Annotated in this window: 21 protein-coding genes and 1 riboswitch; of the genes, 18 read left to right on the top strand and 3 right to left on the bottom strand. The window is 45.1% G+C overall.

The features are described 5' to 3' along the window. The first annotated feature begins 61 nt into the window (after positions 1 to 61). From ACY8D0_RS07260 to ACY8D0_RS07320, 13 genes are all read left to right on the top strand, one after another. Positions 62 to 460, top strand: coding sequence for an acyl-CoA thioesterase (locus tag ACY8D0_RS07260; protein ID WP_462409805.1), 399 nt, complete (start codon positions 62 to 64; stop codon positions 458 to 460). Between the two features lie 395 nt (positions 461 to 855). After that, on the top strand, positions 856 to 1,347 hold the full coding sequence (locus ACY8D0_RS07265) for a metallophosphoesterase family protein (RefSeq protein ID WP_462409806.1): 492 nt from the start codon (positions 856 to 858) through the stop codon (positions 1,345 to 1,347). Positions 1,348 to 1,367: 20 nt separating this feature from the next. Beyond that, a complete protein-coding gene (locus ACY8D0_RS07270) occupies positions 1,368 to 1,607 on the top strand; it encodes a glutaredoxin family protein (protein WP_462409807.1) in 240 nt (79 codons plus the stop codon). 92 nt (positions 1,608 to 1,699) lie between these two features. After that, positions 1,700 to 2,446: a hypothetical protein gene (locus tag ACY8D0_RS07275; protein ID WP_462409808.1), complete on the top strand. Its 747-nt coding sequence runs from the start codon at positions 1,700 to 1,702 to the stop codon at positions 2,444 to 2,446. A 57-nt stretch (positions 2,447 to 2,503) separates the two neighbouring features. Further along, positions 2,504 to 2,613: riboswitch (TPP riboswitch) on the top strand. 759 nt (positions 2,614 to 3,372) lie between these two features. Next, positions 3,373 to 4,176, top strand: a complete 804-nt coding sequence (gene thiM / locus ACY8D0_RS07280; RefSeq protein ID WP_462409809.1) for a hydroxyethylthiazole kinase — start codon at positions 3,373 to 3,375, stop codon at positions 4,174 to 4,176. A gap of 16 nt (positions 4,177 to 4,192) precedes the next feature. Further along, positions 4,193 to 5,005, top strand: a complete 813-nt coding sequence (thiD, locus tag ACY8D0_RS07285) for a bifunctional hydroxymethylpyrimidine kinase/phosphomethylpyrimidine kinase (RefSeq protein ID WP_462409810.1) — start codon at positions 4,193 to 4,195, stop codon at positions 5,003 to 5,005. Continuing rightward, on the top strand, positions 5,002 to 5,655 hold the full coding sequence (thiE, locus tag ACY8D0_RS07290) for a thiamine phosphate synthase (protein ID WP_462409811.1): 654 nt from the start codon (positions 5,002 to 5,004) through the stop codon (positions 5,653 to 5,655). Before thiD ends, thiE begins: the two co-directional genes overlap by 4 nt. Next, positions 5,652 to 6,167 (top strand): energy coupling factor transporter S component ThiW, encoded by a 516-nt coding sequence (gene thiW, locus ACY8D0_RS07295; RefSeq protein WP_462409812.1) that lies wholly within the window; start codon positions 5,652 to 5,654, stop codon positions 6,165 to 6,167. Before thiE ends, thiW begins: the two co-directional genes overlap by 4 nt. Before the next feature lie 16 nt (positions 6,168 to 6,183). Beyond that, positions 6,184 to 7,476 carry an acetylornithine deacetylase gene (locus ACY8D0_RS07300; protein ID WP_462409813.1) on the top strand — a complete coding sequence of 431 codons (1,293 nt, stop codon included), beginning with the start codon at positions 6,184 to 6,186 and terminating at the stop codon, positions 7,474 to 7,476. Continuing rightward, positions 7,473 to 8,144 (top strand): thiaminase II, encoded by a 672-nt coding sequence (gene tenA / locus ACY8D0_RS07305; protein ID WP_462409814.1) that lies wholly within the window; start codon positions 7,473 to 7,475, stop codon positions 8,142 to 8,144. Before ACY8D0_RS07300 ends, tenA begins: the two co-directional genes overlap by 4 nt. A gap of 7 nt (positions 8,145 to 8,151) precedes the next feature. After that, positions 8,152 to 8,886, top strand: coding sequence for an ABC transporter ATP-binding protein (locus ACY8D0_RS07310; protein WP_462409815.1), 735 nt, complete (start codon positions 8,152 to 8,154; stop codon positions 8,884 to 8,886). Then, a complete protein-coding gene (locus tag ACY8D0_RS07315; protein ID WP_462409816.1) occupies positions 8,876 to 9,646 on the top strand; it encodes an ABC transporter permease in 771 nt (256 codons plus the stop codon). Before ACY8D0_RS07310 ends, ACY8D0_RS07315 begins: the two co-directional genes overlap by 11 nt. A gap of 21 nt (positions 9,647 to 9,667) precedes the next feature. After that, positions 9,668 to 10,666 carry an ABC transporter substrate-binding protein gene (locus ACY8D0_RS07320; protein WP_462409817.1) on the top strand — a complete coding sequence of 333 codons (999 nt, stop codon included), beginning with the start codon at positions 9,668 to 9,670 and terminating at the stop codon, positions 10,664 to 10,666. A 53-nt stretch (positions 10,667 to 10,719) separates the two neighbouring features. Here the strand turns inward: ACY8D0_RS07320 and ACY8D0_RS07325 are convergent, their stop codons facing one another. Both ACY8D0_RS07325 and ACY8D0_RS07330 read right to left on the bottom strand, forming a co-directional pair. Then, entirely contained in the window at positions 10,720 to 11,466 is a 747-nt protein-coding gene (locus ACY8D0_RS07325; protein ID WP_462409818.1) for a protein-glutamine gamma-glutamyltransferase, read from the bottom strand. Positions 11,467 to 11,714: 248 nt separating this feature from the next. Further along, entirely contained in the window at positions 11,715 to 13,181 is a 1,467-nt protein-coding gene (locus tag ACY8D0_RS07330) for an MFS transporter (RefSeq protein WP_462409970.1), read from the bottom strand. A gap of 293 nt (positions 13,182 to 13,474) precedes the next feature. Here ACY8D0_RS07330 and ACY8D0_RS07335 point away from each other — a divergent pair, with 293 nt between their 5' ends. After that, the gene (locus ACY8D0_RS07335) at positions 13,475 to 13,897 is read left to right on the top strand and encodes a MarR family winged helix-turn-helix transcriptional regulator (protein WP_462409819.1); all 423 of its coding nucleotides are present in this window, start codon (positions 13,475 to 13,477) and stop codon (positions 13,895 to 13,897) included. A gap of 29 nt (positions 13,898 to 13,926) precedes the next feature. On the opposite strand, the gene ACY8D0_RS07340 is transcribed toward ACY8D0_RS07335, so the two are convergent. After that, the gene (locus ACY8D0_RS07340; protein ID WP_462409820.1) at positions 13,927 to 15,147 is read right to left on the bottom strand and encodes an MFS transporter; all 1,221 of its coding nucleotides are present in this window, start codon (positions 15,145 to 15,147) and stop codon (positions 13,927 to 13,929) included. Between the two features lie 176 nt (positions 15,148 to 15,323). On the opposite strand from ACY8D0_RS07340, the gene ACY8D0_RS07345 reads away from it, so the two are divergent. The 4 genes from ACY8D0_RS07345 to ACY8D0_RS07360 all read left to right on the top strand — a co-directional run bounded on the left by ACY8D0_RS07345 (position 15,324) and on the right by ACY8D0_RS07360 (position 19,420). After that, positions 15,324 to 16,112 (top strand): hypothetical protein, encoded by a 789-nt coding sequence (locus ACY8D0_RS07345; RefSeq protein ID WP_462409821.1) that lies wholly within the window; start codon positions 15,324 to 15,326, stop codon positions 16,110 to 16,112. A 119-nt stretch (positions 16,113 to 16,231) separates the two neighbouring features. Continuing rightward, positions 16,232 to 17,515: an MFS transporter gene (locus tag ACY8D0_RS07350; RefSeq protein ID WP_462409822.1), complete on the top strand. Its 1,284-nt coding sequence runs from the start codon at positions 16,232 to 16,234 to the stop codon at positions 17,513 to 17,515. A 97-nt stretch (positions 17,516 to 17,612) separates the two neighbouring features. After that, positions 17,613 to 18,002 carry a hypothetical protein gene (locus tag ACY8D0_RS07355; RefSeq protein WP_462409823.1) on the top strand — a complete coding sequence of 130 codons (390 nt, stop codon included), beginning with the start codon at positions 17,613 to 17,615 and terminating at the stop codon, positions 18,000 to 18,002. Positions 18,003 to 18,046: 44 nt separating this feature from the next. Next, complete coding sequence (locus tag ACY8D0_RS07360; RefSeq protein WP_462409824.1) at positions 18,047 to 19,420, top strand: MATE family efflux transporter; 1,374 nt, start codon at positions 18,047 to 18,049, stop codon at positions 19,418 to 19,420. The last annotated feature ends 27 nt before the right edge of the window (positions 19,421 to 19,447 follow it).

The raw sequence follows: 19,447 nt of genomic DNA on the forward strand, positions 1-19,447 counted from the left end.
TCTGCTTGTGTATTCCACTTTTTGTTATAATGTAGTTTATAATAGGCAAGGTGGGATTAGGATGGCGTATACGGAGTGGGAGACGGTGGCAAAGACTGAGAAAGGCCATGTCAGCAATGTGAAGCTTTTTGAGTATCTCGATGACGCACGCAAGGAATGGTACCGATTTTGTTCCTCTCTAGAAGTACATGCAGTAGTGGTACACATTGAAGTCGACTACCGTCGGGAAATTTGGAATAACGAAAAACTCAGGATTACAACAAGTCTTGAACGGGTCGGAAATACAAGTTTTACCTTGCTGCAAAAAATGGTAACCGGCGAAAACGAATTGGCTGCGGCAGCTGAAATTATCCTTGCGACAATTGATACGAAAACAAGGGAAAAAACCCGGGTGCCAAATAAGTTAAGAAGCTTCCTTAACCAGGATAACTTGGTGAATATTCAAACTGCACAACATTGAATATCAACAAGGCTGAGTATATGGATTCAGCCCTATTTTTTTTGAAGGAAAGGGAAATATTCTTTCCCAAGAGTACAGGAAATATTGTGTTAAAAGACACCAAAATACAATTATTGACAAACTATGCAATTTGTGTTTTTTTATTATTTTTTTAGAGGTAAAGTCTTACCATTCTCATAAATCCATTACTATCAAGGTTCAATTTACTTGGCAGGCATAAAGGAGACTATGATTATGGGGAATTATTGCTCGGGAAAGCGCAGGAATAGACATTTCTCGATTTTTTGTAAGCGTTTTCTGCAGAACAATAATACTTCGATTTATACGCTGCTTTGTCCAAATGGGTATGTTGAATGTATAATAAAATGTATCAATTATTACCTGAGGTAATTGCAATGAAAATAATTGTTCTTTCTGACACACATATGCCAAAACGTGCAAAAGAACTCCCTGACAGACTCACCAAAGAACTAAAAGAGGCAGACCTTATTATTCATGCTGGAGATTGGCAGACCTTGGAGGTTTATCACCAATTAGCGTCGTTCGGAAAAGTGGCTGGAGTGTATGGCAATGTGGATGGTGAGGACATACAAACAAAATTTCCAGACAAGTTGATGATCGAGGAAAAAGGGTTTAAAATTGGCGTTGTTCATGGACACGGAACAGGAAAGACGACTGAAAAAAGAGCCCTGGAAGCATTTAAGGGAGAGCAGCTCGACTGTATTATTTTTGGTCATTCCCATATTCCAGTCCATAAATATGACCAAGGAATCCTTTTATTGAACCCGGGTTCCCCTACGGATAAGCGGAGACAGAAACAATATTCGTTCGGAATCCTACATGTAAACGACACACTTCAAGCAGAGCTTATTTTTTTTGATAAATAATCGTCGAGGAGAGACAGAAAATGGGGAAAAAGGTGATTGTCTACACGACAAACGACTGTATAGAATGCACTATGGTAAAAAAGGTGCTGACGGAAGAAGGCATTACGTTTGAGTCCAGGAATGTAGCAGAAAGCCCGAACTATCAAAAGGAAGTCGAAAAATTCGGCTATCTGGGAGTTCCGGTAACGGTAGTTGGTGATCGGGCTGTAAAAGGCTTTACCAATGAGTTAAAAGAGTTGATAGAAATAGCTAAAAGGTAAGGTGATTCTCTGTCAAAATGGTGACAGGGATATTTTTTAAGAGGATATTTATAAAAAAGACCGAATATTTTTGGTAAAGGGGGGAAGGACGGATGAATGCTAAAGGAAGTATCTCAAAATCGGGCGTATTGGTATATGACAGCTACAAGGAAAATATCATCATAGATAAATATAACCGGGTATTCGGAAAAATGAGAGGCCCTAAGCTCGAAGCCATTCGTAGTGAGAATAGTGAGGATGCCATGACATGGAACGCCTTCCGGACACTGCAAAAAATAGATCCAGACTTATGGCTGCCGAAACTTTTCTATCAGTCTTTTGGCGAAATGCGCGATGATCTTGTGGAGGACATGAAAATATCCTTATGGAAAAAATTCAGCCCGCCGGTGTCTTATGATCTGCCTGAAAGGGAATCTGAGATTGATGTCATGCTGGAAAATGATAAGTTTGTTTGGTTTATGGAAGTGAAATATAAAAGAGATATAGAGATGGCCACGAGCAGGAATGAATCTCGGAATCAGGTGCTGCGGAATATCGATATTGGCTCGGATTATGCCAATGGCAAGGATTTTTATTTTTCCCTGTTAATCCTAGATGAAAAACATTCGCCAAAAGGTGTAAAAGCAGTAAAAGAGTATCAATCTAACACTAATACTTTGAAGCAGTTTTTGCCTCACCGCCAGGATGGCCTGGAAAATGTTAAGGGGATATCTATGCTTAAATGGGAAGACATGCAGGATCTTTTTGCGGATTGTGAAGGAAGCGCTTCCTATGAGGATGAACGGCTTTTGTCACGTCTTGCAAAGGAATATTTGCAAAAAAGGATTCAGAATACTTAAGACAATATCCTTTACAGTTTGGTTTTTTAAGCGTATGATGTTGTTAATTAAATACGGAATATCTACTAGGGGTGCCCAGCATGCGGGCTGAGAGAAAACGGCAGCGTTTTTAACTCTTCGGACCTGATCTGGGTAATACCAGCGTAGGAAAGTAGGTACAGTGAAACTTGCTGTTTCTCTTGCTAACTCAACCAGGTCCTAATAGGATCTGGTTTTTTTGTGTTTCTTTGCTGCCGTACGTCTTAGTGATAGGAACGGGGAGGAGTGATTGACTAATCAATTGAAATGTTATTAACCCTATAAGGGGCAAAGTCTACGTGACCGAAGCTCAGGAAAAAGTGGAAACCGGGTAACGTAGAAAGGCTCTACGTGACCGAAGGCAAGGAAAAAGAGGGAATCGGGTAACGTAGAAGGGCTCTACGTGACCGAAGGCAAGGAAAAAGAGGAAATCGGGTAACGTAGAAAGGCTCTACGTGACCGAAGGCAAGGAAAAAGAGGAAATCGGGTAACGTAGAAGGGCTCTACGTGACCGAAGGCAAGGAAAAAGAGGAAACCGGGTAACGTAGAAAGGCTCTACGTGACCGAAGGCAAGGAAAAAGAGGAAACCGGGTAACGTAGAAAGGCTCTACGTGACCGAAGGCAAGGAAAAAGAGGGAATCGGGTAACGTAGAAGGGCTCTACGTGACCGAAGGCAAGGAAAAAGAGGAAATCGGGTAACGTAGAAAGGCTCTACGTGACCGAAGGCAAGGAAAAAGAGGAAATCGGGTAACGTAGAAGGGCTCTACGTGACCGAAGGCAAGGAAAAAGAGGAAACCGGGTAACGTAGAAGGGCTCTACGTGACCGAAAGCAAGGAAAAAGAGGAAACCAGGTAACATAACTGCCTATGAATGCCAAGAAAAGTAGAACATAAGGGGGACCTTCAATAATGGATAAGTATATAAACATACTGCAAAAAGTAAGAAAAGAAAATCCGCTCGTACATAACATCACAAACACAGTGGTCACGAATTTTACAGCTAATGGCCTGCTTGCCTTAGGTGCCTCTCCGGTGATGGCCAATGCCCCTGAAGAGGTGGCGGACATGGCGAAGATTGCTAGATCACTAGTGTTAAACATCGGAACACTGACGGAGCAAACCGTCGAATCCATGCTGATCGCAGGAAGAGCTGCAAACCAATCCGATGTACCCGTTATCATGGATCCCGTCGGTGCAGGGGCAACCCCGTATCGAACAAAAACGGCACGGAGAATCTTGAAAGAACTAGATGTCTCCCTAATCAGAGGAAACGCCGCCGAGATTGCCAATGTGGTCGGAGAATTATGGGAGATAAAAGGAGTCGATGCTGGGGAAGGACAAGGAGATGTTGTCAGCCTGGCCACGACGGCAGCTCAAAAACTGGGGATTATTGTCGTGATTACTGGAAAAGAAGATGTGGTGACAGATGGAAAGACCACCTATCTCATCGCCAATGGACATCCGATATTAACAAAAGTCACAGGCACTGGCTGCCTTTTAACCTCTGTTATTGGAGCATTTGCTGGAGTCGAAAAGGATCTCTTATCAGCGGCAACCGCTGCATTGGCCTTCTACGGAATTGCAGCTGAAAAGGCAGCAAAAGTAACCATCGAGCGGGGACCTGGAAGCTTTCAAATTGAATTTTTAAATCAGCTGTCATTAGTAACTGCGAATGACATCATGGAGCATGCATCTGTAAGAAAAATGAATTAATGAGGAGACGATTCACATGAATAAAGCATTGACGATAGCCGGGTCAGACAGCGGCGGCGGGGCAGGAATCCAAGCGGACTTGAAAACCTTCCAAGAGTTAGAGGTATATGGCATGTCAGCCTTAACGGCGGTAACAGCACAGAATACCCTAGGGGTGCATGGCGTTTATCCGATGACAGCAGAGGCAGTCACCAAGCAAATCCAGGCCGTTGCCGAGGACATTGGTACTGACGCAGTCAAAACAGGGATGCTGTTTAATGGCGAAATTATAGAGGCAGTTGCGGAAAATCTGAGGACCTATAAATGGGAAAACGTTGTAGTCGACCCTGTCATGATCGCGAAAGGCGGTGCCTCACTGCTCCAATTAGAAGCCGTCTCTGCTTTGAAAACATACTTGCTGCCTTTGGCTAAGGTGATCACACCCAATATCCCCGAGGCAGAGGAGTTAACCGGATTGACGATTACAACATTGGCTCAAAAGAAAGAGGCAGCCAAACGAATCCATGATATGGGGGTTCAGAATATTGTTTTAAAAGGCGGCCATGATGAAGACCCAGAACAGGCGATTGATTTGTTGTTTGATGGAAAGGAATTTTACAGTTTTCCAAGCAAGCGGGTCCGGACCAAAAACACCCATGGAACAGGCTGTACGTTTTCAGCGGCCATCACTGCCGGGCTTGCAAAAGGAAACACGGTACAGGAAGCGGTTATGACGGCTAAAGCCTTTATCCAAGCGGCAATTGAAGAGGACTTAGAAATCGGCCAAGGACATGGGCCTACCAACCATTGGGCATACCGAAACAGGAACAAGGAGCTGGTGAAACGATGATGGAATTGCGGGAAGCATTGAAGGTATATTTTATTATGGGAAGCCCCAACTGCAAAAAAGAACCGGTGGAAGTGTTAAAGGAGGCCATTGCCGGCGGGATTACCTTGTTTCAATTCCGGGAGAAAGGCGAGGGAGCCTTAATGGGGGCCAAAAAATATTCCCTTGCGAAGGAGTTTCAGCGAATCTGTAAGGAAAATGGAGTCCCGTTTTTGGTCAATGACGACATTGAACTGGCAATCGAATTGAATGCCGATGGCGTGCATATCGGACAGGAGGACGAACCAGTAAGTACCGTAAGAGAAAAAATTGGCGTAGGGAAAATACTCGGCGTTTCGGTCCATACAGAAGAAGAAGCCGCACAGGCCTTACAGGATGGTGCTGACTATTTTGGCATCGGTCCTGTATTTCCGACCACCACCAAAGCGGACGCCAAACCATCTAGAGGAACCACACTGATTGAGTCATTGCGGCAACAAGGTTACACCATCCCGATTGTGGGCATTGGCGGAATCACCATTGACAACGCCGCTTCTGTAACAGCAGCAGGGGGAGACGGAGTCTCCGTCATAACGGCCATCAGCCATGCAGATTCACCTATGATGGCGGCTTGGGAGTTAAGTAAACAGGTGGGGAGGAAAATTTCCAAGTGAATAAAACCTATAAATTGACATTGACGGCGATGATGATTGCAATAGGTACGATTTCTAGTAATCTCGTATCGATTCCGGTTGGTTTTACAAAAGTTTTTCCAATCCAGCATTTTTTGAATGTGTTATCTGCGGTTTTATTAGGGCCTTATTATGCAGTGGCCCAAGCTTTTTGCACCTCTGTTTTAAGAAACTTGATGGGAACCGGCTCGATTTTTGCCTTTCCCGGCAGCATGGTCGGGGCCTTCTTGGCGGCAGTTTTATTTTCAAAAACTAGAAAAATATATATGGCTTTTGCTGGTGAAGTAATCGGAACCGGCATTATCGGAGCGATTCTTTGTTATCCAGTCGCGACGCTTTTATTAGGGCAAAAAGCGACATTGTTTGGGTTTATTCCGCTGTTTATCTTTAGCTCATTTGCGGGTGCGCTGCTAGGCTTTATCATCCTCGTGGTGTTTTTAAGAAAAAGAGTTTTGTTCAAAACAAGCTCCATTGAAAATAAGATCAACAATTGATGGGAGAGGCAAAATCATGGACGAACAGCTGGTTAAAAAAATGGCTGAAGAGGTGGACGCAAGGCAAGAAGAATTATTCGGGCTCCTTTCCCAACTGGTATCTTTTCCAACGGTCAGTCCGCCGGCCAGGAATACAAATGAGATTCAGGGATTTGTAAAAGAGTATCTGGAGGACTTGGGTTTCCAAACAGATCAGTGGGAAGTGTACCCCGGTGACTCCAATGTCGTTGGGACTCTAAGAGGAACGGCTTCGGAACAGTATAACAGCCTGATTATCAACGGTCATGTGGATGTGGCTTTAGTAGGCGATGAAAAAGAGTGGATATCGTCACCATTTCAGACGGTAATCCAAGATCAATATGTTTACGGACGGGGCACGGCTGATATGAAAGGCGGCATTGCTGCATCACTATACGCTATTAAGCTATTAAAAGAACTAGGCGTCCCGCTTCAAGGTGACCTGCAATTTCAATCCGTAATAGGTGAAGAAGTCGGAGAGGCGGGCACCTTGGCATGTCTTGAAAGAGGGTACGGAGCAGATTATGCCGTAGTCGTTGATACAAGTGACTTGCATATCCAAGGGCAAGGCGGCGTCATAACCGGTTGGATTACGATTGAAAGTCCAAAAACGTTTCATGATGGATTGAGGAGACAGCTAATTCATGCCGGCGGTGGAATCAACGGTGCCAGTGCCATCGAGAAAATGATGAAGGTCATCGCTGGACTTCAGGAGTTAGAACGGCACTGGGCGATAACCAAAAGCTTTCCAGGGTTTCCGCCGGGAACCAACACCATTAACCCCGCCGTGATTGAAGGCGGCCGGCATGCGGCCTTTATTGCCGACCGGTGTGCATTGTGGGTCACGGTCCATTTTTACCCGAATGAAGATTACGAGCAGGTCACCAAGGAGATTGAACAGCATATTGATGCAGTGGCTGCCGCTGACCCGTGGCTAAAGGAAAATCCTCCAAAGTTTGTGTGGGGCGGCAAATCCATGATTGTCGATCGAGGCGAGATTTTCCCTTCATTAGAACTTCAAGTCGATCATCCAGGTACAAGGGCATTGGCAGATTCGTTTGAAAGGACTTTATCGCACAAGCCTGTGATCGGCATGTCGACATCGGTAAATGATTCAGGATGGCTAGGCCGGGCTGGCATCCCTACAGCCACGTTTGGTCCAGGGAAATTAGAAGATGCACATGCTGTTGATGAAAAAGTAGAAATCAAGCAGCTGCTCGATTTTACAAAGGCACTGGCTGTTTTTATCACGGAATGGTGCAATACCCGTAAGGAGGAGAAAATAGGTTGAAATTTTCTGAGCGGCTTCGTCAAAACGTGAATTCGATATGGGAACAAACTCACCAGCACCCGTTCGTGACCGGTATGGGCACGGGGGAACTCCCAGTAGAGGCGTTCGTTCGCTACATGAAACAGGATTATGTTTTTCTGATTGATTACTCGAAACTTTTTGCCTTAGCAGCGGTGAAAGCAAGAGACATTCAAACCATGGGGGCGTTTGCCAAACTCCTCCATGAAACGCTGCATGGGGAAATGGACCTGCACCGCCAGTATGCAGCCAGGTTCGGAATTACCACAGCCGAGCTAGAAGAGACCAAACCCGCTCCGATGAATCTGGCTTATACCCGGTACATGCTCAATGTGGCTCAAAATGGTTCGTTAGAGGGATTAATATCGTCGCTTCTCCCTTGTATGTGGAGCTATTGGGAGATTGGCACACTGCTAGCAGAAAGATATCCCAACTCTAGCAATCATCTATTATATGGCGAGTGGGTGAAAATGTACTCTTCCCAAGAGTTTGGCGAGCTGGCTTCTTGGCTGATTCAGGAGCTTGACCGGCTGACCGAGGGGAAACCGGAACGGGAATTAGCCGTCTTGGAAGAGCATTTTTTAACTACTTCCCAATTTGAATATATGTTCTGGGATATGGTTTATCAGGGGGGCGATTGGCCTGTCTGATTCACCGATGTTGTCCATCAAAGAACTTACATATGCCTTTGCGGGAGGACAGCCGATTTTTGAAAAACTATCATTGGATGTCCATCCGGGAGAATTTGTCTCTCTAATTGGACCAAGCGGTTCCGGAAAAAGCACATTGTTTCGGTTAATTTCTGGCCTGCTTGAACCAGACCAGGGGGAGATTGTGATCGATGGCGAGGTCTCCAAACACCGTTTGGGAACAGTAGGCTACATGCCGCAAAAGGATCTGCTTTTGCCATGGCGGACGGTTTTCGACAATGTGCAGCTGCCATTAGAGGTTGAAGGGAGCAACAGACAGAAAAAAGTCCGGGAAATCCGGAAATGGCTGGCTCGCTTTGGACTGGCCGGTTACGAACAAGCTTATCCCGACCAGCTTTCAGGAGGAATGAAGCAGCGGGCCGCTTTTCTAAGAACGATGATGACCGGTAAAAATCTTCTGTTGTTAGATGAGCCGTTTGGGGCACTCGATTCCCTCACAAAACGGAATATTCACAGCTGGCTTTTGGGCCTATGGGGAGAGCTGCAAAAAACGATCGTGTTTATTACCCATGACCTCGAGGAAGCGATTTTATTAAGTGACCGGATCTTTCTCCTTAAAGGAACTGGGGTTCGAGAGTTCCCAGTCAACTTGCCGCGCCCGAGGGGTCCGGAATTAATCTATCAGCAAGAATTGATTAGCATGAGAAAAGAACTGGAGTGGCTGATACATCATGAAAGCTAACTGGAAAAAGTGGACAGAAGCATATGGCCTATTTGTGCTGGCAGCCATTTTGGTGATAAGCATATGGGAATGGGTGGTCAAGCAGGGGATGATTCCTTCCTTTATTCTGCCTTCTCCATCAGCCATCTGGGAAGCATTGCAGGAGAACCGGCAAATACTGCTGGAGGAACATTTACCAGCCACGTTAAAAGAAACATTATTGGGATTTGGCGTCTCATTGGCTGCAGGGCTGTTCTTTGGGGTACTGATGCATTTTTCGAGGATAACTGAAAAAGTATTATATCCGTTTTTGGTCATAAGCCAAACCATACCAACCATTGCAATTTCTCCTATTTTTATCATGTGGTTTGGTTATTCCATTTGGAGCAAAATTGCCGTCACCTTCCTGGTTGCCTTTTTTCCAATCGTGGTTAGTACCTATGACGGTTTGAAGTCCGGCGGAAAAGAATACCAGGAATTATTATTGACCATGGGGGCACGCCGCTGGACGATTTTTCAAAAAATCCAGATCCCGATGGCGCTGCCGTCCATCCTGTCAGGGATCAAAATGTCGGTGGTGTATTGTGTGGTCGGAGCAACGATTGGTGAATGGCTTGGTGCGAGTGAAGGATTGGGGTATTTCAGCCGGCGGATGTCGGGGAATCTGCAGGCAGATGCCGTGTTTGCTGCCATATTCTTACTTTCATTGCTGGGAATGATTCTATTTTTATTCGTCAGTTTACTAGAAAAACAGTTACTAAAACATAAACACTATTCATAGCTTGAGAGGGTGGAAGGTACATTGAAAAAAGGTATTATCTTGATAATCGGACTTTTACTGTTAATGTTAAGTGCTTGCGGGCAAAAGGAGGCTGAAAAAACGTCAGCATCCGGCCAGAAATTGGAGAAGGTCAGCATCATGCTTGACTGGTATCCAAATGCTGTCCATTCGTTTTTATATACGGCCGAGGAAAAAGGCTACTTTAAGGAACAGGGGTTGGATGTGGACATTCAAATGCCCGCCGATACCAATGATCCTTTACGATTGGCTGCTGCTGGAAAAATTGATTTGGCCTTAAGCTATCAGCCGGAGGTGTTGGTGGCACGGAGTGAGGACATTCCAGTTCAATCGATTGCCGCTCTTGTCCGCCATCCGTTAAATCAATTGATGGTGCCAGAAGATAGTTCCATCCAATCGCCTAAGGATTTTGCCGGAAAAACAGTCGGTTACCCGTCGATTCCGCTGGATGAAGCGATTGTTGGCACAATGGTGGAAGCAGATGGCGGGGACCCGAAAAAGGTGAAAATGACGGATGTCGGCTGGGATTTAATACCGGCAATGGCGACAAACAAAACCGATGCGCTCATCGGCGGCTACATCAATCATGAAAAACTGCTCTTGGAAAAAGAAGGTCACCCGATGCGCACGTTAAATCCTGCCGATTATGGGGTGCCAGATTATTATGAATTAGTGCTGGTGGCTAGTGAAAAAGGGTTAAAAGAAAAGCCGGAAGTCTTTAAAAAGCTAATGAAAGCCATGGCCAAAGGGCAGACTTATGTGGCTGAACATCCGGAGGAGAGTCTGTCAATCCTAATGGACCATGAAGAAAAATCATCCCCATTAGAGAAGGATATTGAGACCAAAAGCTTGGAAATCCTCCTCCCGTTAATGGACGCAAAAGACAAATCATTCGGCTGGCAAGATCCCGGCACTTGGGAAAATGTGGCCAAATGGCTAAAGGACAAAAACGTCATCAAAAAGAACGTCCAAGCCGAGGATGCGTTTGTTAATTTCAATTAGGGACGGAAGGCCTTGTACAGATAGGGAATATCCATCCGAAATGGCCCATTGCATCACATATGATTAGCTGGATTGATTGCTTGGTAATGGGGCCGGGAGATCATGTTCATCAGATAAGCTGAAACCGTTGGGTTCGGCTTTCTTTTTTTATTCAGGAACCCGACGATGCTGCTTGCGGTGGTAATGCCAATTCCATGCCCAAAATATCGGTCGTCTCCAAAATAAACGACGTTTTCCGCGCGCCAATGCGATTCTTTGGGGCTGAAATCCGGGTTATTGAAATGGAGCACATCACCGGGCAAATAGTCGTCACCGAATTTCGAGTAGATTGGGAGGTCATCATCGAATTGCCAATCCATCAAATAGAGTCTTTGAAACAGTAAATCAAAGCGGTTCTGACCGATCGAGTAAAGGGCGGCGATGTAGAGGACAATGGCAATGGCAGTGGAGCACTCGAAGGCATAAAGCGGGCCATTTTTTAGAATATCCAAAATGGCAGTGGACGGTCTGACAGCCGGTTTTATCAGAAAGCCTCCGTTGCTTAGGCGGTCCCAATATTGTTTATTGCAAAAGGCGTATGTAAAAGTGGTAAATTTGGCCCCGCTATTATTCAATTCCCTTGCTGCCCTCATGGTGTTGGACCTAAATTCCAACTCGAATTTCAATTGTTCGACTGTGTGGTACTGATAGATTTCTTGAAAATTACTCATGGAAGTAAGGATCGATTGCTGCTCTTTACTGGTAATGGCTTTTAACATGGAATCCCCTGGCTTGACTGTATGATTGCCTATTTTTATCATGATGTACCTCCTATAAAGTTCCTACTTTAGAATATGTGGAGGAGGCTCTAATTTTTACAAGAAAAATTTAATTCATTAGCTTGGAAGGCTGTCTGTAACCGTTTCGCAAAAAAAAAAAAAACCAACACGATAACTGGGGCTGGCTGTCACTGCCTGGGATGGTAAAAGACAAAGTCCCGGTAACGGAGGCGGGCTGTCAGAGCCCGTCGTGGTGAAAAAAACAAAAAAAAGGTCACTGAGCTAGGCTGTCAGTGACCGTGTGTATGATCCATTACTCTAGACCTTGCTAATCGGTATCCAGTTAAACAAGCACCGGCTAGGCAGATAACGGAAGACCCGATAAAGACAATATGCATGCCATGAATAAAAATGTCCGGGCGGTCGGGAATGAGTCCTGTAACATGATACCCGGCTTTAGCGCTCATCACACTAAAAAGAGTAGTCGTCGCAACAGCGATCCCGACAATCATGCCTAAATTTCGAATCAAGGCATTGACACTGCCGGCAATCCCTAATTGTGATTTCGCTACCGTTGACATCACCAGTGAATTATTCGGTGACTGGAACAACCCGCTTCCTAATCCGAGCATGGCCACGTAAATTCCCACTAAGATCACGGAACTGGCTTCAGACAAATTGGCGAGCCCGATTTGGGCAATGGCCATGACAATCAGCCCAATGAAAGTTAACAATTCGGAGCCGATTTTATCGGACAGGGCACCGCTAAGCGGGGCAACAACGGCCATCGTAATCGGGAACAGCATCAATAGAAGTCCGGAGCTTGCCGGCGACAAGTGCAGAATGCTTTGCGTATAAAAAGGCGAAATAATATTAAAGCAAAAATTTGCTACAAATACGAGAAATCCACAAAGGATACTAAGTGAAAATAGCGGATTTTTAAATAGTGACAATTGAAGCATCGGTTCTGTTTTATGGGACTCCACCCAAAGAAACGCACCAAACGCCGCCAAAGCAAGAAGGAGTCCGGCCAGTATCCTCGGATCATTAAACCCTGCTTGTTGACCAAGAAGCAGCCCAGAGAATAAAGATATAATGAATACGGCAAACAGAAGAATCCCCGATTGGTCCAGCTTGGCATGGGAGAACGTAATATCCTTGGGAAGCATTTTCCAGCCGAAGCCGATAGCAATCAGACCAACAGGGACATTCACCCAGAAAATCGACTCCCAGCCTAATCCAGAAATCAGGAGCCCGCCAAGACTTGGACCCGCTATACTGCCAAGAGAAACAAAAGTACCTACCAAGCCAAGGGCCCTGCCTCGTTCACGTGGCGGGAAGATTTCCGTAACGATCCCTTGACTGTTGGCCATTGTCATTGATGCACCGAGCGCTTGAATGACACGGCAGACGATGAGCATGGAAAGTGTTGTACTAAAACCACATAACAACGATCCAAGAAGAAAAACGATGGTACCCGTTCGAAATACCTTTATTTTGCCAAGAATGTCTCCTAATTTACCAAAGAATAGGATTAACGTACAAATCCCGATTAAATAGCTGCTGACCACCCATTCGGTTTTGGCCATTGGCAAATGAAGATCGCTGGACATGACCGGCAAAGCAATATTGACAATACTGGCGTCGAGCGTCGACATAAAAGTAAATAGATTTAGAATGATTAAGATTTTCCAGCGATTATCCTGAATGCCCGGGTCGTCTTGGAAGGTTTTGATGTGTGAAGCCAAAGAAAACACCTCGAAATGATAGATTAGTTGCGTATACAACTATATGATAATCACTAGTTTAACCTCTAATAGTTGCGTTTGCAACTATTTTGCGATACTCTTATTTTAAGAAATGGCTCTGTTAAACATGGCTGTAGAATTCCGCTCCAGGCGCTCAAGGGACCTTAGGGCGTGCCGGGGATCCTCCTTGGCCCCGTACTCCCGCATGAGTCGAGCATATCCGCTCCAATCAACAGAGTGATTATAAAAACCAACAATAGCCTTTAACAGAGAGTAAGAAATAATGAAAATGGGGAATGGAAATGCCGCGAAAACCAATTGGAAAGCTGATTTCTTACATCTATCGGCAAAATCAAAAATATTTAACTAAAATACTTAAACCCTATGGAATTGGCGGTGGGGGGCAGCACAGCTTTTTAATGGAGATTATGAGAAACCCAGGCATCAGCCAGGACCAGCTGACAGCGAAACTAAAATTTGATAAGGCCACCACGGCCCGGGCCGTCAAACAACTGGAGGCGGAGGGTTATGTGAAACGCACAATTGACCAAACTGACCGCCGTTATAATCAGCTATACCCCACTCAAAAAGCTGTTGATTTTTATCCAACCCTAAACCACATTCTGGAGACTTCGAACCAACTGTTAACAACCGATATGACAGAGGAAGAAATTGACCAATTGCTATACCTGTTAAGAAAGTTAAATTATAAACCGTTTGAATAGTGGTAAATAAGAAAAAGCCAGGCGCAAGCCTAGCTGCTTTTTAACAGTTTTGATTTACGAGTACCCGCAAATTTCAGGTACATGATGAGGAACACAATCGCACTCAGAAAACGAAGAATGGTACTGATGGTCATCGCCGTAAACATGTTGGAGATTTCCAGCAGCCAAATCCCAATCTGCGGGGCAATAAACGCAACCAAGGACAGCAGGATATTGTATGTAGTGATACAGTAAGTTCTTGTGTCCACCGGTGACTTTTCCAGCAGCAAATTGAACAACAGCAACGTCGTACCGGAAACGAAGAAGCCTGAAGTCATGCTGACAAACATTAAATAATACAAATTCGTAGAAAGGGCATTTAGAATGGGAGCCGTAGCCATGCCAATTGCCACCCAAACGAGCACGAGAGAATTTGATTTCTCGTCGGCCCATTTTTTCCACAAAGGGAAAGAGTAAATCTGTACGAGTTGGTTGGCCACGGAAAGAATACTAATCCACAGGATGGTCGCATGAGCATATTTCACGTTATAGATATTAAAAAGTCCCCAAGCCATCTGCCAGGCAAAATTAAAACATAAGGCCGCAATGAGAAACCATCTATAGCCTTGGTCCGAAAAAATCGACCAATCCATCGAAGCCTTTTTTTGCCCCGGCACCTTTGGCAAAGCAGCTTCCCTGTGCCTCATTAAAAAGTAAACTTCCAACAAGCCGATTCCGAAAGCGGATAAAAAAAGAAGCTGATAGGCGGCCGCATTATGTGTATAGCTCTTCATCACTATGCCGATTAATAAAGTCGTTACCATGCCGACAATCGTTAACAGCCGGTTACGGTCGCTAAAAAAGGCCCCTCTGCGCTGATCGGGAATCATACCGCTAATCAGCGTTTGCCAGCCAATGGTCGATATGGTTCCGGGGATATTGATCAGGGCAATAATGAATAAAAAAGCCCATGCTTGATACGAAGATGGCAGCAGCATAATCGCAATGATCAGCATAAACATCGCCCGTGCCGCAAAAGTCGACATGGCCACCGTTTTCTTTTGCTGCTCCAGCCGATTTAACAGAATCGCCGCCGGGATCGTCATTATCAGTGTCACAAGTGGTGGCAGCGAACTAATCAAACCGACCTGATAATTGGTGGCCCCGAGAATCGAGATGGCAAAGATCGGATAATAGTTGCTGGCAAGATTGGTCGCCACGGATGAGACCATTCCATGATAAATGCTAATCTTTTCGTTGTAGGCGCGCATGTGTCTCCACCATTTCTCTTATAATCTACAAAGCTATTATACATGGATATTTCGCGGGTGCTTCAAATATTTTTAAAATTTTTGTGCCGTTTACTTTCGGAGTATGGCCGGCAGGCTTTCATTCTGTGAACATGTTATAATGTTCCCAAATACATAGTGGAAGGAAGTTGTGTAACATGGCGACTGACCAATATCAAGCGTTAATCAAATATATACCTCCAATCAGTGATTATGAAGCGTTCCGGGATGAGGACCATTATAAGGAAAAACTGAAAGAGTGGGGGCTGTCGGCTGCCAAAAAGGAATTCTTGTACAAAGACCGTCATTTTCAGTGCCCGGTGACCGTCAAGGGCTATGAAACATACGGGAGTACCGGGGAATTCAATACGCTCGTCATTGAATTCCCTGATGGAAACGTAAGCTGCATCCATCCCGCCTATCTCAAAGAAATGCAGTCATCGAGTTTTGGCAAGGAAAGCTTGATTGAAATGGAGGATAAGGTAGCGCCTGCAGCTTCCGAAGCCGATACAGTCGAACCGAAGGCAAAAGTACAGCCGCCAAAAGCAGCAGCAGAGCCAGTCAAGGCAGAAAAACCGAAAAAGGAAACAAAACCGAAAAAGGAAAAGGCGCCTAAGCTGGAACTTCCTGGCGATAAAGTCCATTTTACGGCCAGCGTGAAACAATTTGCCCTTACCTACAACCCTTTTAATGAAGCCAACGACGAAGTGGTCGTTCTAGAAAACGTTCAAATTGTCCAAGAAAGTCCGTTGGATGTGGGGCTCGCTTGGTGCAGCCACAGCAAAACATTGAAGAAATTTGAACTCGCACCGGGGGATTTGCTGGAATTTGACGGGAAAATTACCAGCAAAAAACTGGCAAAGGGAAAAGAGGCTCCAGACGAATTCGTCATCGTGGAGCCGGTTCTATATAAAATCAACAACCCGTCCAAAATCGAGAAAAAATAATCAGGGGCCTACAAAGGTCCCTTTTTTTAATGTAAACGTCGTCATCATAAAAAATATAATACAACCTTGGAAATAGGGAGTACAATAGAAAAGATATCAATTAACAGGGGAAGAGAAAATTGGATAAACAAAACAGCAGTTATCGTTGGGTGGTTTTTACCACTGTATTATTCGCATACTTTATCATCGTAAGTCAAAGAACCGCACCGGGGCTGATTACTGACCAATTAATGTCAGATTTCCATATCACTGCTGCTACCATCGGGTTATTAACAAGTATTCAATTTTTAGCCTATGCAGGTTTGCAGATCCCGATTGGAATTCTGTCCGACCGCTTCGGCCCCAATTACTTCCTAATTATAGGTACGATTTTGAATGGGGCCGGCACGGTCCTGTATAGTTTGGCCTCGCATGAAAGCATTTTGGTCATAGCCAGATTATTGGTTGGAGTAGGGGATGCCACCATTTGGGTAAATGTCGTGCTCATTTTAAGCCAATGGTTTAAAGTACAGGAGTTTGTCCGCTTGCTGGGCTTTGCCGGGATGGCGGGCAGTCTGGGATTCTTAATGGCAACCGTCCCATTTTCAGCCTGGATTTCCGTATCCGGATGGAGAATGCCGTTTTTTATAGTAGGCATCATCTTATGCCTTTCTGGGATAGGTCTTTATTTCGTGCTTGTCAAAAAACCAAAGCAAATGGCTTTAGGCAGCTCCGCCGTCAATCGGTCTATCGTTAAAACTAAAACGCCAAGTGAGCCTACGATGGTGTTGCTGCGTCGGGTTGTTTCAAGCCGTCAGGCATGGGCGGCATTTTTATGCCATTTTGGCTTGGTCGGGACCTATGTGGGCTTTATTGGTTCATGGGCCGTTCCCTATGGAATGCAAGTTTATGGGATGACCCGTTCGGGAGCCAGCCAGCTGATCATGGTCGGGTTGTTGGGGGCCCTGATTGGGGCGCCGTTGACCGGTGCGATTTCCAGCAGGATCGACTCGATTAAACGGCCATTTGTGGTGGCCCATATTGCGGCCTTTATAAGCTGGACAGCCTTTATTCTGTTAGCCGGCAAGCCGCCTTTCTTTTTGCTGGTTCTGCTTTTCTTCGTTATCGGCTATTGCAATGGGGCAAGTTCATTAACCTTTGCGATTGTCCGTAAGTCATTCGATATGAAGGAAGTCGGAGTGGTCTCGGGATTTGCCAACACGGGCGGTTTTATAAGTGCTGTGTTGTTGCCAAGCATATTCGGAAGTATTTTGGACCAGTTTCATGTCGGCAGTGCAGCGGGTTACCTTTATGGATTCATTGTTCCAGTGATCTTTTCCTTTCTAGGACTGTTCGGGGGACTTCTGATAAAAGAAAAGTCACAGAAGGAGAAACAACCTCGGCAGCAAATTGCTTCATCTTAAAAGCAAGATTAAATGTCCTTTCTATCGAATCCAACTGGGCGTTAACCGTGTCCATCTCTCCAAAGGATACATAGACTAACAGTAAATTGGAGAGGAGTTGGTATCGTGGAAAACAGACAATATGGAATGCCAGGCGGCTATCCAAGTGGAGGTTATCACCATGGTCAAGGGGGCTACCACCCAGGCGGTGGTTACCATCATGGTCATGGAGGCTACTACCCAGGCGGTGGTTATCATCATGGTCATGGAGGCTACTACCCAGGCGGAGGTTACCATCATGGTCATGGAGGCTACTATCCAGGGCATGGCTATCACCATGGTCAAAGCATTTACTATCCGGGTCATGGCTATCATCACGGACATGGAACTTACTATCCAGCCCATCGCAATGAAGGTAAATAACCATTCACAAAAGCAGGAAACCATGATTCCTGCTTTTGTTTTTTTTATATTTATGAAAAAAGAGGAAGAATCAGCAAAAATATAGTAAAATGTTGTTTTGGATGTTTATTTTTACCGGGAGCTGCTTGCATGAATCAAACGTATACGATAAAAGAAAAAACAAAACAAATTATCATCTTAATTATTCCGATCTTAATTACGCAACTCGGCATGTTTTCCATGGTCTTTTTTAATACGGTGATGTCAGGAAAATATCATTCCACCGATTTAGCGGGTGTGGCGATAGGATCCTCATTGTGGAGTCCCATATTCACCGGACTTAGCAGCATCCTGCTGGCGGTATCGCCAATAGCGGCGCAGTACCTAGGGCAGCGTAAAACGAATGAGATTTCCACTGTTGTCAGGCATGGATTGTATCTTTCAGTCCTCCTTACAGTCATCATCTTGATTTTCGGGTCATTTTTTTTAAATCCTATACTCGAAAAGATGAATCTTGCACATACAGTGGCGGAGACTGCTTTTCATTACCTGGTTGGCCTCAGTTACGGGATATTGCCATTATTTCTGTTTAATGTTTTGCGTTCATTCATCTATGGATTAGGAAAAACTCGTGTCGTAATGGTCATCATGATCTCGTCACTTCCCCTCAATTTACTATTGAACTATTGCCTGATTTTTGGCCGGTTTGGCTTTCCGGAACTGGGAGGCGCAGGGGCGGGATATGCAGTTTCCGTGACCTATTGGGCGATTTTGGCCATTACGGTGGTTATTGTGAAAACCCAATTGCCCTTTTCCACATACCGGATCTTTGAACAGATGACGCAAGTGTCGCTTGAGCGGTTTAAAGAAATCTTAAAAATCGGGGTTCCCATGGGGCTTTCCACGTTTTTTGAAACGAGCATGTTTGCGGTGGTGACGATTTTAATCAGCACCTTCAGCGTGACCACCGTGGCATCCTACCAATCGGCCTTGAATATTGTTTCGTTTTTGTACATGATTCCCACCAGCATTTCCATGGCAGTCACCGTTTTGGTTGGTTATGAGGCGGGAGCAGGGCGATACAAGGATGCCAGGACTTACAGCTGGCTGGGACTTGGGTTGGCTGAGTTGACAGCCATTGTGACAGGATTATTAGTGGTCGTGTTTCGATACCAGGTGGCGGGTCTATATTCAAATGAACCGGCTGTCATCAACTTAACGGCCCATTTTTTAATTTTTGCATTATTTTTCCAGATGTCCGATGCGATACAAGTAACAGCCCAGGCCGCTTTAAGAGGATATAAAGACGTAAATATTGCATTTGTCATGACATTGGTGGCCTATTGGCTAATCTGTCTTCCGGCCGGCTACGGGCTTGCGCACTACACCGATTTGGGTGTGAGAGGGTATTGGATTGGGCTCACAATTGGACTGCTTGCCGCGGGGATTGCCTTATCCTCCAGACTTGTTTATATTCAAAAACGGAAATACTCAAGTGCCGTGATGAAACATACGATAAAATAAAAGAGACGCCATCTTGTGGATGGCGCC

The organism is Neobacillus camarae (assembly GCF_054950115.1).